Annotated in this window: 14 protein-coding genes and 1 riboswitch; of the genes, 7 read left to right on the top strand and 7 right to left on the bottom strand. The window is 73.0% G+C overall.

Annotation, left to right across the window (positions count from 1 at the left end):
- Positions 1 to 122: 122 nt before the first annotated feature.
- The 3 genes from ACZ79I_RS30310 to ACZ79I_RS30300 form a co-directional block, all read right to left on the bottom strand.
- Complete coding sequence (locus ACZ79I_RS30310) at positions 123 to 476, bottom strand: nucleotide pyrophosphohydrolase (RefSeq protein WP_471501363.1); 354 nt, start codon at positions 474 to 476, stop codon at positions 123 to 125.
- Positions 473 to 1642 carry an AAA family ATPase gene (locus tag ACZ79I_RS30305; protein WP_471501361.1) on the bottom strand — a complete coding sequence of 390 codons (1170 nt, stop codon included), beginning with the start codon at positions 1640 to 1642 and terminating at the stop codon, positions 473 to 475. The genes ACZ79I_RS30310 and ACZ79I_RS30305 overlap by 4 nt, the downstream gene beginning before the upstream one ends.
- A gap of 96 nt (positions 1643 to 1738) precedes the next feature.
- Positions 1739 to 2128, bottom strand: a complete 390-nt coding sequence (locus ACZ79I_RS30300; protein WP_381081113.1) for a cell division protein SepF — start codon at positions 2126 to 2128, stop codon at positions 1739 to 1741.
- 337 nt (positions 2129 to 2465) lie between these two features.
- Between ACZ79I_RS30300 and ACZ79I_RS30295 the strand changes: the two genes are divergently transcribed.
- The gene (locus ACZ79I_RS30295) at positions 2466 to 4154 is read left to right on the top strand and encodes a hypothetical protein (protein WP_471501359.1); all 1689 of its coding nucleotides are present in this window, start codon (positions 2466 to 2468) and stop codon (positions 4152 to 4154) included.
- Between the two features lie 7 nt (positions 4155 to 4161).
- Here the strand turns inward: ACZ79I_RS30295 and ACZ79I_RS30290 are convergent, their stop codons facing one another.
- Positions 4162 to 4509, bottom strand: a complete 348-nt coding sequence (locus tag ACZ79I_RS30290; protein ID WP_471501357.1) for an ArsR/SmtB family transcription factor — start codon at positions 4507 to 4509, stop codon at positions 4162 to 4164.
- 92 nt (positions 4510 to 4601) lie between these two features.
- Positions 4602 to 4807, top strand: a riboswitch (cobalamin riboswitch).
- 28 nt (positions 4808 to 4835) lie between these two features.
- Between ACZ79I_RS30290 and nicT the strand changes: the two genes are divergently transcribed.
- The gene (gene nicT, locus ACZ79I_RS30285) at positions 4836 to 5924 is read left to right on the top strand and encodes a Nickel transporter NicT (RefSeq protein ID WP_471501355.1); all 1089 of its coding nucleotides are present in this window, start codon (positions 4836 to 4838) and stop codon (positions 5922 to 5924) included.
- Positions 5925 to 6057: 133 nt separating this feature from the next.
- Here the strand turns inward: nicT and ACZ79I_RS30280 are convergent, their stop codons facing one another.
- From ACZ79I_RS30280 to ACZ79I_RS30270, 3 genes are all read right to left on the bottom strand, one after another.
- Positions 6058 to 6600, bottom strand: a complete 543-nt coding sequence (locus ACZ79I_RS30280; RefSeq protein WP_471501353.1) for a GNAT family N-acetyltransferase — start codon at positions 6598 to 6600, stop codon at positions 6058 to 6060.
- Positions 6601 to 6834: 234 nt separating this feature from the next.
- Positions 6835 to 7590: a YcnI family copper-binding membrane protein gene (locus tag ACZ79I_RS30275; RefSeq protein ID WP_471501351.1), complete on the bottom strand. Its 756-nt coding sequence runs from the start codon at positions 7588 to 7590 to the stop codon at positions 6835 to 6837.
- Between the two features lie 40 nt (positions 7591 to 7630).
- The gene (locus ACZ79I_RS30270; RefSeq protein ID WP_471501349.1) at positions 7631 to 8239 is read right to left on the bottom strand and encodes a hypothetical protein; all 609 of its coding nucleotides are present in this window, start codon (positions 8237 to 8239) and stop codon (positions 7631 to 7633) included.
- 101 nt (positions 8240 to 8340) lie between these two features.
- Between ACZ79I_RS30270 and ACZ79I_RS30265 the strand changes: the two genes are divergently transcribed.
- The 5 genes from ACZ79I_RS30265 to ACZ79I_RS30245 all read left to right on the top strand — a co-directional run bounded on the left by ACZ79I_RS30265 (position 8341) and on the right by ACZ79I_RS30245 (position 12688).
- The gene (locus ACZ79I_RS30265) at positions 8341 to 8733 is read left to right on the top strand and encodes a TOBE domain-containing protein (protein WP_471501347.1); all 393 of its coding nucleotides are present in this window, start codon (positions 8341 to 8343) and stop codon (positions 8731 to 8733) included.
- Between the two features lie 245 nt (positions 8734 to 8978).
- Positions 8979 to 9803, top strand: a complete 825-nt coding sequence (gene modA / locus ACZ79I_RS30260) for a molybdate ABC transporter substrate-binding protein (RefSeq protein WP_471501345.1) — start codon at positions 8979 to 8981, stop codon at positions 9801 to 9803.
- Positions 9800 to 10651, top strand: a complete 852-nt coding sequence (gene modB, locus ACZ79I_RS30255; RefSeq protein ID WP_471501343.1) for a molybdate ABC transporter permease subunit — start codon at positions 9800 to 9802, stop codon at positions 10649 to 10651. Before modA ends, modB begins: the two co-directional genes overlap by 4 nt.
- A 68-nt stretch (positions 10652 to 10719) precedes the next feature.
- A complete protein-coding gene (locus ACZ79I_RS30250; protein ID WP_471505314.1) occupies positions 10720 to 11811 on the top strand; it encodes an ABC transporter ATP-binding protein in 1092 nt (363 codons plus the stop codon).
- A gap of 211 nt (positions 11812 to 12022) precedes the next feature.
- A complete protein-coding gene (locus tag ACZ79I_RS30245; RefSeq protein WP_471501341.1) occupies positions 12023 to 12688 on the top strand; it encodes a DedA family protein in 666 nt (221 codons plus the stop codon).
- The last annotated feature ends 11 nt before the right edge of the window (positions 12689 to 12699 follow it).

The raw sequence follows: 12699 nt of genomic DNA, 5'->3' as shown, positions 1-12699 counted from the left end.
CTACCCAGAGTGAAGGCACACGGGACGAAAAGCCAGAGCTATTCCGAAATCTGTGGACAACTTGAGAGGTGGGGACCATTCCATAACTCCGGAGAGTGACGATCGGGTTCGGGGGCCGTCGTTCAGTCCGCGCCCGGTACCGGGAACCTCTCCTCATTGCGGTCGATCTTCGCATCCAGCGCCGCCAGCGCGTCGATGCCCAGCACCTCGCACAGTTGGAGCAGATACGCGAGCACGTCCGCGACCTCGTCGGTCACCCGGTGCGCCGTGCCCTGGTCCTCCATCACCCGGGCCGACTCCTCCGGCGTCAGCCACTGGAAGATCTCGACCAGTTCGGACGCCTCCACACTGAGCGCGGCCACCAGGTTCTTCGGGGTGTGGTAGCGCTGCCAGTCCCGCGCCGCGGCGAACTCCGCGAGCCGGCGCTGCAGCCGCGCCACATCCAGGTCGTTGTGCCGCCGGGGTTCTTCTGTCACGGGCTCAGGTCTACCACCGTCACCCCCTCCACCCCCGCCGCCCAGGACGCCTCGCTCACCGCGCCCACCAGCCGGATATGGCCGCGCTCGCACATCCGCGCCGCCAGCTCCAGCAGTCCCCGCGCCTGCCGCCGGTCCATGCAGCGGTCGAGGCCGTCCGCCAGCACCGTGAGCGTCTGCAGCGCCGCGGGCACCTCCCCCGCAGGGTCGACCTCCAGCACGCCGGGGCCGGTGAGGAGGACGAGGGCCAGGGCCGCGTACCGCAGTTCGCCGTCCCCCAGCGACTCCAGCGGCGTCCGCAGCCCGTCCCCGCGGTCGAGCAGCGCGCGCACCGTGCCGTCACCGAGCGGCTCCGCGAGCAGATCCACGACCCGTCCCGCGCACCCGGCCCCGACCGCCGAGGCCAGCAGCGCGTGCCGCCGGGCGCACTCCGCGCGCGTACGCCACAGCACGGCCGCCAGGTTGTCGCAGCCCGGCAGCAGCCGGCCCGCGGCCGACGGGGCGGGGGCACGCATCCGGCGGGGGCTCGGATCGCAGGCGAAGACGGAGCGCAGCGCGACGACCATCTGCTCGGCCGCGGCCAGCACCCGGCGCTGGCCGTCCGTCCGGCCGGCCACGCGCAGCGGCAGCAGGGCGGTGCCGAGGCGGTCGTCCGGGAGCGGAGCGCGGGTCACCGGGGAGGATCCCGCCGTGTGCCAGGCCGCCTGCACGCTCGCCCGTCCGGGGTCGCGCAGGGCCGTCTCCAGCAGGACCAGTCCGCCGGACGTCAACCGCTCGCCCACGACACGCAGATCGGGCTCGGCCTGGACGGCGACGTCGAGCCGGACCGGGCCCTGCGGGCCGTCGGCCGTGCAGCCGATGCGGAAGCCGCGCCGCCGCTGGGCGTCGGGCCGTGCCCGCTCGGGAACGCAGGCCGCCGGACGCGGGAACGCCTCGGCCAGCCCCGCCCCGCCTCCGAGCCGCGCCAGCGCCTCGTATGCCTGCAGCACCCGCGACTTGCCCGAGCCGCTCGGTCCCGTGAAGAGCGTCAGCGGTCCCAGGGCGAAGGCGGCCCGCCGGTGACCGGCGAACGCGGACAGCCGCAGCTCGGTGACGCACGGCCGGTCCGGCCGCGCATCCGCGAGACGGGCCGGGCGGGGCGGGGACGGCGCGAAGGAGACGGTCATGTCCGGACCGTAGGCCGTCGTGCTCGGGGCGAACCGTTCCGCCGTCGCGCGCTTCCCACGATCGAGCGAGCCGCCGGCCCGCCCTCGGACCCGGTCTCACACCCCGGGGACGCCGGCCCCCTCCATCAGCCCGCGTACCTCGGTCCCCGGCGGCGTCAGCAGGAACACGTTGCGGTCGACCCGGTGCATCCCGCTGGAGAGTCCGAAGACGACGCCGGTGCTGAAGTCCAGCACCCGCTTGGCGACCTCGGTCTCCGCGCCCGTGAGGTCGAGCAGCACGGGCACCCCCGCCATCAGCGTCTCGGCGACCTCGCGGGCATCCGCGAACACATTGACCCGCAGCACCACGAAGCGGCGTCGCGCCTCGGTCTCGGCCTCGGGTACGGACCGGTGGCCGACCGCCGACGGCCAGGCGTCCCGCCCGCGCAACGGAACGACCTGGGCGAGCCCTTCCCACTGTTCGTCGGTGACATCGCGACTGTTCACCGGCCCTCCCCGGGGTGGCTCGCACTCATCGTCTGCACCGGTCAATTCTTACGCATGGTCACCCGTTCGGCCCAACAGCGACACGGACCGCTACAGTCCCGGCCGTCACTTCGGCCGGAAGGCGCCCCTCGCGTGCCGCCCTCGCGTGCCGCCCTCGTGTGCCCACCCTCCCACCTCTCCCGCACCGGCCGCGCACCGAGGACAGATGCCTCTTACCGCCCTCACACCGGACTCTTCACCTTCATCGGCTTGATGTTCATCATGTCCGCTTACGTTCCCTGTCGTGCACTTGGCAGAAGTGAGGCCGCCGGCGAAGGGCCGGTGGACGCGCCCGCCCATGACCGCGCCGGACGGGCCGGACGGCCCGGACGCGCCGGAGGAGACTCCCGCTCAGTGGCATCGCGTCCTGACGCTGCTCGCGGACATCAGCCTGTTCATCGGCACCCGCGCGGTGTGGTCCTCCGCCGCCAGTCACCACCTGGCGGTCGCCGCGGTCATCTCGGTGTGCTACGCGTCGATCCTGGCCACCGGTGTGCTGACGCTGGTCGTGCGGAGCACCCGTGCACTGGCGCGCCTCGACCTGACGGTCCTGGTCACAGCAGTCACGCTCGCCTACTGCGCGCTCTCCGTGAAGCACGGGTTCAGCGACGAGTCCGTCCTCACCACACAGGCCGCCCGCGAACTGCTGCACGGCCGGCCGGTGTACGGGCAGCCGTGGCCCTGGCTGTTCGGTCACGGCGTCGCGTACACGGCGACGGTGCACGGCGGTTACGACTTCACGTACGGCTACCCGCCGCTGACCCTGCTGCTGACCGCGCCACTGCTGTGGGCCGGCCACGGCGCGCTGCCGGAGACCCTGGTCACCACCAGCGCGATCGTGCTGGGCGCGGTCGTCCTGCGGAGGATGCTGCCGGCACCGTGGCGTTCGGCGGCCACCATGGTGTGCCTGGGCTTCGGCATGGTCCCGACGTACGCCCGGCTCGGCTACCCGGCGGTGGTTGCGCTGGCCTTCCTCATCCCCGTGGTGGTGCGCTGGACCCGCATGGGCGAGGGCGGTCCGGCCGACTGGGCACGGGCCGCCTGTCTGGGGGCGGCCTGCGCGAGCCAGCAACTGCCGTGGTTCCTGGCGCCGTTCCTGCTCGCCGGGGTCTACGCACTGCGCCGCGGCGAACTGGGCGGGCGCGGGGCCGCCCTCGCCGTGGCGCGGATCGCCGGCACGGCCGCCGGCACCTGGCTGCTGATCAACGCCTACTTCATCGTGACCGAACCGCGCGGCTGGGCCGGGGGCATCGCCCTGCCGATCACCCAGGGCGCCGTGATCCACGGCCAGGGTCTGGTCGACATCTCGCTCTACTTCACCGACGGCAGCGACCGCCTGGTGTGGTACTCGCGCGCCGGCATGCTGCTGGCGGCGGGCCTGCTGGCGGTGTTCGCGCTGTTCGTGCGCCGGCTGGGCCCCGCCGCGACCGTGCTGCCCTGGTGCTCGTTCTTCCTGGCGACCCGTTCGCAGGACGGCTACTACCTGCTGATGACGCCGCTGTGGCTCGCGGCCGCCGTCACCGTGCCGCCCACCGCCTTCACCACCGCCTGGCAGCCGCGGCTGCTGCGGGGCCGCCCGGCGGCCCGGACGGCGCTGGCCGCCGCCCTGCTGCTGCCGTCCCTGGTGGCCGTCACGGTGGCGGCGACCGGCTCGCCGCCGTTGCGCATGCAGGCGCTCGGCTCGACCCGCACACCCCTCACCGTGGAGACGCTCACGGTCCGTGTGCGCAACACCGGCGACGCGGCTCTCCAGCCCCACTTCATGGTGACCACCGGGCAGGGCATGAGCCGCTACTGGACGGTGCTGCGCGGTCCGTCGTCCGTGCCCGCACACGCCACGGCCACCTACCGGCTCCGTGCGCCGGGCGGCCGTCTCGTCCTGCCCGCGAAGGGCACCCGCGTCCGGCTGCGTGCCTTCTCCGCGTCGCCGATGACGCTGTCGAGCCAGGACATCCTTCTGGAGCGCGGGACCGCGGCCCCGAAGTGACGGCCCGTCACGTGACTTGTTCCAGAAGCTCCAGCATCACCGAGTCGGTCACCCGGTAGCGGACGATCCGCCCCTGCTTCTCCCCCGCGACGACCTCGGCCGTCCGCAGCAGCCGCAGCGCCTGCGAGACGGCCGGGTCGTTCATGCCGGTCGCCACGGCGAGATCGGAGACGGCGAGCGGCCCGGCCCGGTGCAGGGCGAGCAGCAGGGCGAGCCGGCCGGGATCGGCGAGCAGGGAGAAGCGGTCGGCCCAGGCACGCACGGCTCCGGGCTCACCGATGGCTTCGATGGCCTGGCAGACCCGGTTGCCGTCGATGATGCGCCGGCCGGCGCGTTCGGCGGGGACGAGATGCATGCGGACCATTGTCCCAGGAGCCCCTGTGTGATCTTCGATACCTCGGGACATCTGCGCAACTGTGCAACCTTGCAGGCATTGCGGGGTCCGCCCTAAGGTGGGCGGGCCGTGGTGTTCGGGAAGACCGGTGAAAGCCCTCAGGGGCTCAGGCCGGAGCGGCCCTCGCCACTGTGATCGGGGAGTTCCCGTTCCGTGCCGCCCGTTCGCGGGTGGCGCCACTGGCCGTACGCGGCCGGGAAGGCTGGGACGGGCGCGGTGATCCGTCAGCCAGGAGACCGGCCACGGCATCTCACGAAGTGATCCACGAGGTGCTGGAGCGTGACCGTATGACCCTGCCCAACCCTGCGTCCTTCCGGTGGCGGCGCGAGGACACCCTGCGAACCGCCGCGCTGCTGGCGCTGATCGCGGCCCTGCACGTGGTCGCCTTCGGGATCCTGTTCCTCCTGGTGGTGCCGGGGCACTACGCCGTCGGCTCCAAGGCGTTCGGCATCGGGCTCGGTGTGACCGCGTACACCCTGGGCATGCGGCACGCCTTCGACGCCGACCACATCGCCGCGATCGACAACACCACCCGGAAACTGATGGCCGACGGCAAGCGGCCGGTGTCCGTCGGATTCTGGTTCGCGCTCGGCCACTCCAGCGTGGTGGTCCTGCTGGCCGTCATGATCGCGGCCGGCACCCAGCTCGCCGACCGGGTCACGAACGAGAACTCTCACACCCACCAGGTCCTGGGCTTCATGGGGACCACGGTGGCCGGCACGTTCCTCTACCTCATCGCCGCCCTCAACCTGGTCGCCCTCACCGGCATCCTGAGGGTCTTCAGGTCGATGCGCTCGGGAACGTACGACGAGAAGGAGCTCGAACGGCACCTGGACTCACGGGGGTTCATGAACCGCGTGCTCGGCCGCCTCACCAGGACGATCTCGCGCCCCGGCCAGATGTACCCGCTGGGCTTCCTGTTCGGGCTCGGCTTCGAGACGGCCACCGAGGTCACGCTGATGGTGATGGCGGGCTCGGGCGCGGCGGCCGGACTGCCCTGGTACGCGATCCTGTGCCTGCCGCTGCTGTTCACCGCCGGGATGTGCCTGTTCGACACCCTCGACGGCACGTTCATGAACTTCGCCTACCAGTGGGCCTTCTCCAACCCGGTGCGCAAGGTGTTCTACAACCTCACGATCACCGGACTGTCGATCGCGGTGGCCTTCCTGATCGGCACCATCGAACTGGTCGGCGTCCTGCACGAGAAGCTCGACCTGCGGGACGCGGTCACCGGCTGGATAGCGGGGCTCGACCTCGGCAACGTGGGCTTCGTCATCGTCGGGCTGTTCGTGGTCGTGTGGGCGGCCGCCCTCGCCTACTGGCGGCTGGCGAAGGTCGAGGAACGGTGGGCTCCCCGCCCCGCCGACGGGAGTTGACCGCCGGATCCGGCCGGACCGCGGGCGTGGCAGTGGCAGGTGCCGGCCGGTCGCCGTGATCGATGGCAGGCCGCGCCCGCGTCGATCGATCTGCTGCCCGGCGGCCGGCTCACCGTGCCCGTCGGGCGGCGGCTCAGACCCTGGGGTCCGGCTTCCAGTCCTGGGCGAGGAGCCCGAGCAGCACCATGTCCAGGAACTCGCCCATCACCCAGGCTGAGGAGCGCAGTACGCCCTCGCGGACGAAGCCGTTGCGCTCGGCGGAGCGCAGCATCGCGGCGTTGTCCGACAGCGTCTCGATCTGCAGCCGCTGCAGGCCGCGCACGACGAAACCGTAGTGGCACAGCACCGCGACCACGTCGGTGCCGTAGCCCTTGCCGCGCGAGGACGGCAGCAGCCCCACACCGATGTGCGCGGACCGGTTGTGGTTGTCGATGTTCCACAGCATCGCGTCGCCGACCAGCGTGCCGCCGTCCAGCTCCACCACGGAGAACGGGACGTGCCGCTGCTCCTTGTCGTCCACCACGAACTGCGAGTCCTTCGAGCCGGGCGTGATCGGCCGCCACGGCCGGCCGTCGGCCCGCGAGTGGTTGACCACGTCGTCGTAGAGCCCGGCCTGCAGGATCGGTATGTCGTCCTCGTGCCGGGCCCTGAGCCCGACCTTGGCGCCCCTCAGCATGCAGGCTTCCTATCCGACCGGGCCGGCCGGCGGCAACCCGATTAGCGGTCGTCGTAGCCGGCGCGGCGGCGGCTGCCACCGAGCCGGGCCATGGTGCGCTCGGCCACCCGGCGGTGGCGGCCCGGCGGCCGCGTCGGCACAAGTGCCCGACGACGATGGGCTCTCGCAGCCGCCGCGCTCTTTGCGTCTGCCGGGTCCCAGAGAGCGCGGCGGCCACACAACACCGTCACCGCGTCAGTCGTCGCTCTCCCCGGACGCCGAGGTGCGGGTGCGGCCGCGGACGATCGCGAAGCCCGCGGCGGCCAGGCCCAGGACGCCCACCACCAGGCCGGCGATGCCGAGGCCGCGGGCCGTGGAGTCGTCGGACGAGGCGGCCTTGGTGGTGGAGGTCCCCGTCCTCTCCGTGCCGGTGGAGGAGGACGCCGCCGGACCGACCTCCTCCGCGCCGCCCTTGGCGGTCAGCCGGAGCACCGGCGCCGGGTTCTCCGGCTCCTCCGACCCCTGTGTCTCCTCGATCCAGCGGGCGACCGTGCCGTCGGAGTAGGTCTGCAGCGTCTTGAAGGTCAACCGGTCGGTGTCGTCGGGGAGCCGGCCGAAGGCGACGTCGAAGTCCTGGTACTGACCGTGGCGGATGCGCCCGCCGGTCCAGGTGATCTGGGAGACGGCGTCGGTGATGGTGCCGTCGTCCGTGGTGACGGGCTTCTTGAGCTTGGTGGTGGTCACCTGCGCGGTCCAGCCGTTCTGCGGGCTGACCAGCACCCCCAGGACCGGGTGGTCGGTGGGCAGGAAGACCTCGACCTTGGTCGTGGCGGCGGTGTCCTGCTCGTTGGGGACCCGGAAGGTCAGCACGCCGTCCGCGGCACCCTTGGCATAGCTCTCGGGGTGAACGGTGACATGCGCGAAGGCCGCGCCCGCCGCGGTGAGGACGCAGGCGGCGGCGAGGGCGCCGACGGTGCCGGCGCGGCGCAGGGTGGTACGCATCGGGGACATGGCTGGGCACACTCCGTACTGGTGTTCGACAATGGGGGGTTCAGATCGCGTACGGGACGACCGGGGGCGGGCCGCGCCTGGTCAGGGCATGGCGCGGCAGTGCCTGCCTGAGCGGATGGCGCCTGCGGCCGTGCGGGCGCGGTGCTCTGACGCGGACGGGCGGCGGCGCCGTACGCCGCCACCAGGCGACCAGACCCGGAACGAAGGTGACCGCCTTGCGCAGCAGCGACCACAGGGCGGCCTCGCCGCGCCGCAGGCACCAGGAGGCGAGCAGCGCGGCGGCCAGGTGCGCGGCGACTGCGCGGGAGGCCGTCACACACGGCTCGCAGGCCGCGTGCATGGCGTGGGAGACGCCCGGCATACGCATCGGCGCATGCGACGGCCCGGCCGCCGCGAAGGCGAGGTGGAGGGCACCCTGCACGGTGAGCATCGCGGCGGCGATCGCACGGAGCGAGCACTCACGCCCGGCGAGCGCCACGGCGGCGGCGAACACGGGCAGGAAGGCGGCCGCGTCCGCCCACACCGGTGGAACGGCGCCGGTGGCCAGGGCATGGCCCCCGGCGGCGAGCAGCACGCAGACGACGGCGAACACCGCCGCGCGTACGCTCCGCACCGCCCAGGACACACCCATGCCGCCGGATCTTCCCATGCGGGTGAGGGCGGCCACGTCGGTTTCCACGGATCCGGCACGCCGGTGGTCACCCCGGGGCTGTTTCGGCCGGGGCGGTGCGTGCGCCTATCTTGGCGCACATGCAGTCCTACACAATCGGTCAGGCCGCCCGTCTGCTGGGGGTGAGCCCCGACACCGCGCGGCGGTGGGCGGACGCGGGGCGGGTGGCGACCCGGCGAGACGAGAGCGGGCGCCGCGTCATCGACGGCAGGGACCTGGCGGCGTTCTCGGTCGAGCTGGCCCGCACCGGCGACGAGGAGGTCCCCTCGTACACCTCGGCGCGCAACGCGTTCCCCGGCATCGTCACCGCCGTCAAGCTCGGTGACGTGGCCGCCCAGGTCACGATCCAGGCGGGGCCGCACCGTCTGGTGTCCCTGCTGACCCGGGAGGCCGTGGAGGAACTGGGCCTGGAGGTCGGGACGGAGGCCACGGCCCGTGTGAAGTCGACGAGCGTGCACATCGACCGGACCTGAGCCGTACGCAGCAGCGGGTGTGCCGCGGGCCGCGCGCCGGCTCCGTGCGCGCCCCGGAGCGCGATCCGGGGCGCGATCCGGGCGGGTGGATCAGGAGCGTGATGGCATGTGCACACCCTTCCAGACCCCCCAACCGGCTCGTGCCAGGCTGAAGGAGGATTCCAGCTGGCATCTGCGACAATGTGATCGATACATCGGAAGGTCCGCCGGGTTCCTTCCGCACGAGCAGAGGAAGTGGAGCCGAGATGACCCGTTCCGTACGCCGGGGTCGCCGGACCCTGCAGGTGACCGGTGCGGCGGCCGCCGTGCTGCTGGCCCTGAGTGCCTGCTCCGCCTCGTCCGGCTCCGGCTCCGGCAAGACATCCGGTTCCTCGGCGTCCTCGTCGTCGAAGCCGTCCGGCACGGTCACCGTCTTCGCCGCCGCCTCCCTCAAGGAGAGCTTCACCACACTGGGCAAGAAGTTCGAGAAGGAACACCCGGGCACGAAGGTGACCTTCAGCTTCGGCGGCAGCGACGCCCTCGCCGCGAGCATCACCGGCGGCGCCCCGGCCGACGTCTTCGCCGCGGCCAGCCCCAAGACGATGAAGACCGTCACCGACGCGGGCGGCGTCTCCGGCACGCCCGCCACCTTCGTGCGCAACCAGCTGGAGATCGCCACCCTGCCGGGCAACCCCGACAAGATCTCCTCCCTGAAGGACCTCACCCGGCCCGGCCTGAAGGTCGTGCTGTGCGACAAGACGGTGCCGTGCGGCGCCGCCACGCAGAAGACCCTGGACGCGAGCCGCCTCAGGCTCACTCCGGTCTCCTACGAGCAGGACGTCAAGAGCGCCCTGAACAAGGTCGAGCTCAAGGAGGCCGACGCCGCCGTCGTCTACCGGACAGATGTGAAGGCGGCCGGCGGCAGGGTGCGGGGCGTGGAGTTCCCCGAGTCCGCCGAGGCGGTCAACGACTACCCGATCGCCCTGCTCAGGAACGCTCCCAACGCCCCGGCCGCCGAGGCGTTCGTCGCGCTGGTGAAGTCCGCCGAGGGCCGCGAGGTCCTGACCGGGGCCGGGTTCCTCCGGCCATGACGCGGCCCCACGCGACCGGCACGGCGCCCGACACCCTGGCGGGCGGGCCGCCGCGCGGGCGCGTGCGCGGACCGGGCACACCGCTGCCGCTGCTGCTGCCTGCCCTCGTCGGCCTGGTGTTCCTGCTGCTGCCGCTGGTCGCCCTGCTCGTGCGGGCCCCGTGGCACAGCATGCCGCACCAGCTGACCAGTGCGGAGGTGTGGCAGGCGCTGCGGCTGTCCCTGGTGAGCGCGACCGCCGCCACCGCCGTGAGCCTGGTGCTGGGCGTGCCGCTGGCCTGGGTGCTGGCCCGCACGGAGTTTCCGGGCCGGAGCGTCGTAAGGGCCCTGGTCACCCTGCCGCTCGTGCTGCCGCCGGTGGTGGGCGGTGTGGCGCTGCTGCTGGCGCTCGGGCGCAACGGGGTCGTGGGGCAATGGCTGGACGGCTGGTTCGGGATCACACTGCCGTTCACCACGGCCGGGGTGGTGGTGGCGGAGGCGTTCGTGGCGATGCCGTTCCTCGTCATCAGCGTCGAGGGCACGCTGCGGGCCGCCGACCGCCGCTACGAGGAGGCCGCCACGACGCTGGGCGCCTCCCGCTTCACGGCGTTCCGCCGGGTCACGCTGCCGCTGATCGCTCCGGGCATCGGGGCGGGTGCCGTGCTGGCATGGGCACGGGCGGTCGGCGAGTTCGGGGCGACGATCACCTTCGCGGGCAACTTCCCCGGCCGCACACAGACGATGCCGCTGGCCGTCTACCTGGCGCTGCAGAACGACCCGGCGGCGGCGGTCGCCCTGAGCCTGGTGCTGCTGGCCGTGTCCATCGCGGTGCTCGCGGGGCTGCGGGACCGCTGGATGAGGGCGTCATGACCGGCCGCCGCCCGGATCTGCCGGCCCGCCGACGCGCCGGGGAGGCCGCAGAGGCCACGGAGGCCACGATGACCGACATCGACGACACGACCGCCGGCCCGGTGGCCGGCGAGACACACGGCGAGGGCCTCGACGCGCGGATCGTCGTCGAGCGGGGTTCCTTCGGACTCGACCTGGCGCTGGCCGCCGCGCCCGGAGACGTCGTCGCGCTGCTCGGGCCCAACGGGGCCGGGAAGACCACGGCCCTGCGCGCGCTGGCCGGACTGGTCCCGCTCTCCGGCGGCCATCTGCGGCTCGACGGCGTCGCGTTGGACCGTACGCCGCCCGAGTCCCGTCCCGTCGGCGTCGTCTTCCAGGACTATCTGCTCTTCCCGCATCTGACCGCTCTCGACAATGTGGCCTTCGGCCCGCGCTGCCAGGGCGCCTCCAGGGCCCGGGCGCGGGAGATCGCCGCCACGTGGCTGGAGCGCATGGGACTCGCCGACCTCGCCGGCGTCAAGCCGCGGCGGCTGTCGGGCGGCCAGGCCCAGCGTGTCGCGCTCGCCCGCGCGCTCGCCGTCCGGCCCCGGCTGCTGCTCCTGGACGAGCCGCTCGCCGCGCTCGACGCCCGCACCCGGCTGGAGGTGCGGGCCACGCTGCGCCGCCATCTGGCCGGGTTCGAGGCGGTGGCCGTGCTCGTCACCCACGACCCGCTGGACGCGATGGTCCTCGCCGACCGGCTGGTGGTCGTCGAGGACGGCCGGGTGGTCCAGGAGGGCAGGCCCCGGGACATCGCCCGCCGTCCCCGGACGGACTACATCGCCCAGCTCGTGGGGCTCAACCTGTACCGGGGAACGGCCGACGGGCACACGGTGCGGCTCGACGCGGGGCCCGCGATCACGACCACGGAGGATCTGTCCGGGCCCGTCTTCGTGGCGTTCCCGCCGTGCGCCGTGACCCTGTACCGGGACCGGCCGAGCGGTTCCAGCGCGCGCAACGTGTGGCGGTGCGAGGTGACGGGGTTCGAGACCCACGGCGACCAGATCCGCGCGGAGCTCACCGGCGAACTGCCGCTCGCCGCCGACCTGACGACGGTCGCCGCGGCCGAACTCGGCCTCACTCCGGGCGCACCGTTCTGGGCCGCCGTCAAGGCGGTCCAGACGCACGCGTACCCGGCCTGACGCGGGCACGGCACGGGCACGCCGCCGGTGACCGCTGTCCGCGGCGCCGGGCAGTAGGGTCCGGTGGTGGCCGGTTCACTCGTCACGGTGATCGGGGAACGTCCACGGCGCCGACGTCGTCTACAGTTCGACAGACGGTCTACATGACTGTAGTCAGCCGCCGGGTGGCACCGTGCCGCGCCCGGCCTCCCGTACGGAAGGGCGCGCGACGATGGTCACACCCCTCTCACCCGCATCGCAGCTCGCGGTGAACGTGCTGGACGCCCAGTCCCTGCTCGCGGCCTTCGGCGTGCTGGGCGTGGGCGTCGTGATGTTCGCCGAGACGGGCCTGCTCGTCGGCTTCTTCCTGCCCGGCGACTCCCTGCTGTTCACGGCGGGCCTGCTGTGCACCGGCTCCGACCGGCACGCCGTGAAGCTGTCGCTGCCGCTGCTGCTGGTCGCCGCGGCGGCCGGCGCGCTCGCCGGGTCCCAGTGCGGCTATCTGCTCGGGCGCAGAGCGGGCGGCGCGCTGCTCGCCCGCAGCCGCTCCGCCCGGCTGCACGAGGGCGCGAGGCGCGCCGAGGAGCTCCTTGAGCGGTACGGACACGCGAAGGCGATCGTGCTGGCCCGCTTCGTGCCCGTGGTGCGGACGGTGCTCAATCCGATGGCCGGCGCCCTGCACGTGCCCGCGCGGACCTTCACCGTCTGGCAGGTGACCGGCGGCCTGCTGTGGAGCGTCGGGCTCACCCTCGCCGGGTACGCGCTGGGCTCCTCGGTGCCGAACGTCGACCGGTATCTGCTGCCGCTGATCGCGGCGATCGTCCTGGTCTCGCTGATCCCGATCGCCCTGGAGATCATGCGCTCCCGCCGGGCCGCGAAGGACGGCGCCCGCGGATGACGGACGCCGTC

The organism is Streptomyces sp. PSU-S4-23 (assembly GCF_055632315.1).
Note: the sequence above shows the minus strand (reverse complement) of the source record. Positions and strands in the feature narration are given on the sequence as shown.

Excerpts from the sequence above, each read along its gene's own strand:
- ACZ79I_RS30305 (WP_471501361.1), bottom strand. The coding sequence starts at position 1,642 with ATGACCGTCTCCTTCGCGCCGTCCCCGCCCCGCCCGGCCCGTCTCGCG.
- ACZ79I_RS30295 (WP_471501359.1), top strand. The coding sequence starts at position 2,466 with ATGACCGCGCCGGACGGGCCGGACGGCCCGGACGCGCCGGAGGAGACT.
- ACZ79I_RS30290 (WP_471501357.1), bottom strand. The coding sequence starts at position 4,509 with ATGCATCTCGTCCCCGCCGAACGCGCCGGCCGGCGCATCATCGACGGC.
- nicT (WP_471501355.1), top strand. The coding sequence starts at position 4,836 with ATGACCCTGCCCAACCCTGCGTCCTTCCGGTGGCGGCGCGAGGACACC.
- ACZ79I_RS30280 (WP_471501353.1), bottom strand. The coding sequence starts at position 6,600 with ATGCTGAGGGGCGCCAAGGTCGGGCTCAGGGCCCGGCACGAGGACGAC.
- ACZ79I_RS30275 (WP_471501351.1), bottom strand. The coding sequence starts at position 7,590 with ATGTCCCCGATGCGTACCACCCTGCGCCGCGCCGGCACCGTCGGCGCC.
- ACZ79I_RS30270 (WP_471501349.1), bottom strand. The coding sequence starts at position 8,239 with ATGGGAAGATCCGGCGGCATGGGTGTGTCCTGGGCGGTGCGGAGCGTA.
- ACZ79I_RS30265 (WP_471501347.1), top strand. The coding sequence starts at position 8,341 with ATGCAGTCCTACACAATCGGTCAGGCCGCCCGTCTGCTGGGGGTGAGC.
- modA (WP_471501345.1), top strand. The coding sequence starts at position 8,979 with ATGACCCGTTCCGTACGCCGGGGTCGCCGGACCCTGCAGGTGACCGGT.
- modB (WP_471501343.1), top strand. The coding sequence starts at position 9,800 with ATGACGCGGCCCCACGCGACCGGCACGGCGCCCGACACCCTGGCGGGC.
- ACZ79I_RS30250 (WP_471505314.1), top strand. The coding sequence starts at position 10,720 with ATGACCGACATCGACGACACGACCGCCGGCCCGGTGGCCGGCGAGACA.
- ACZ79I_RS30245 (WP_471501341.1), top strand. The coding sequence starts at position 12,023 with ATGGTCACACCCCTCTCACCCGCATCGCAGCTCGCGGTGAACGTGCTG.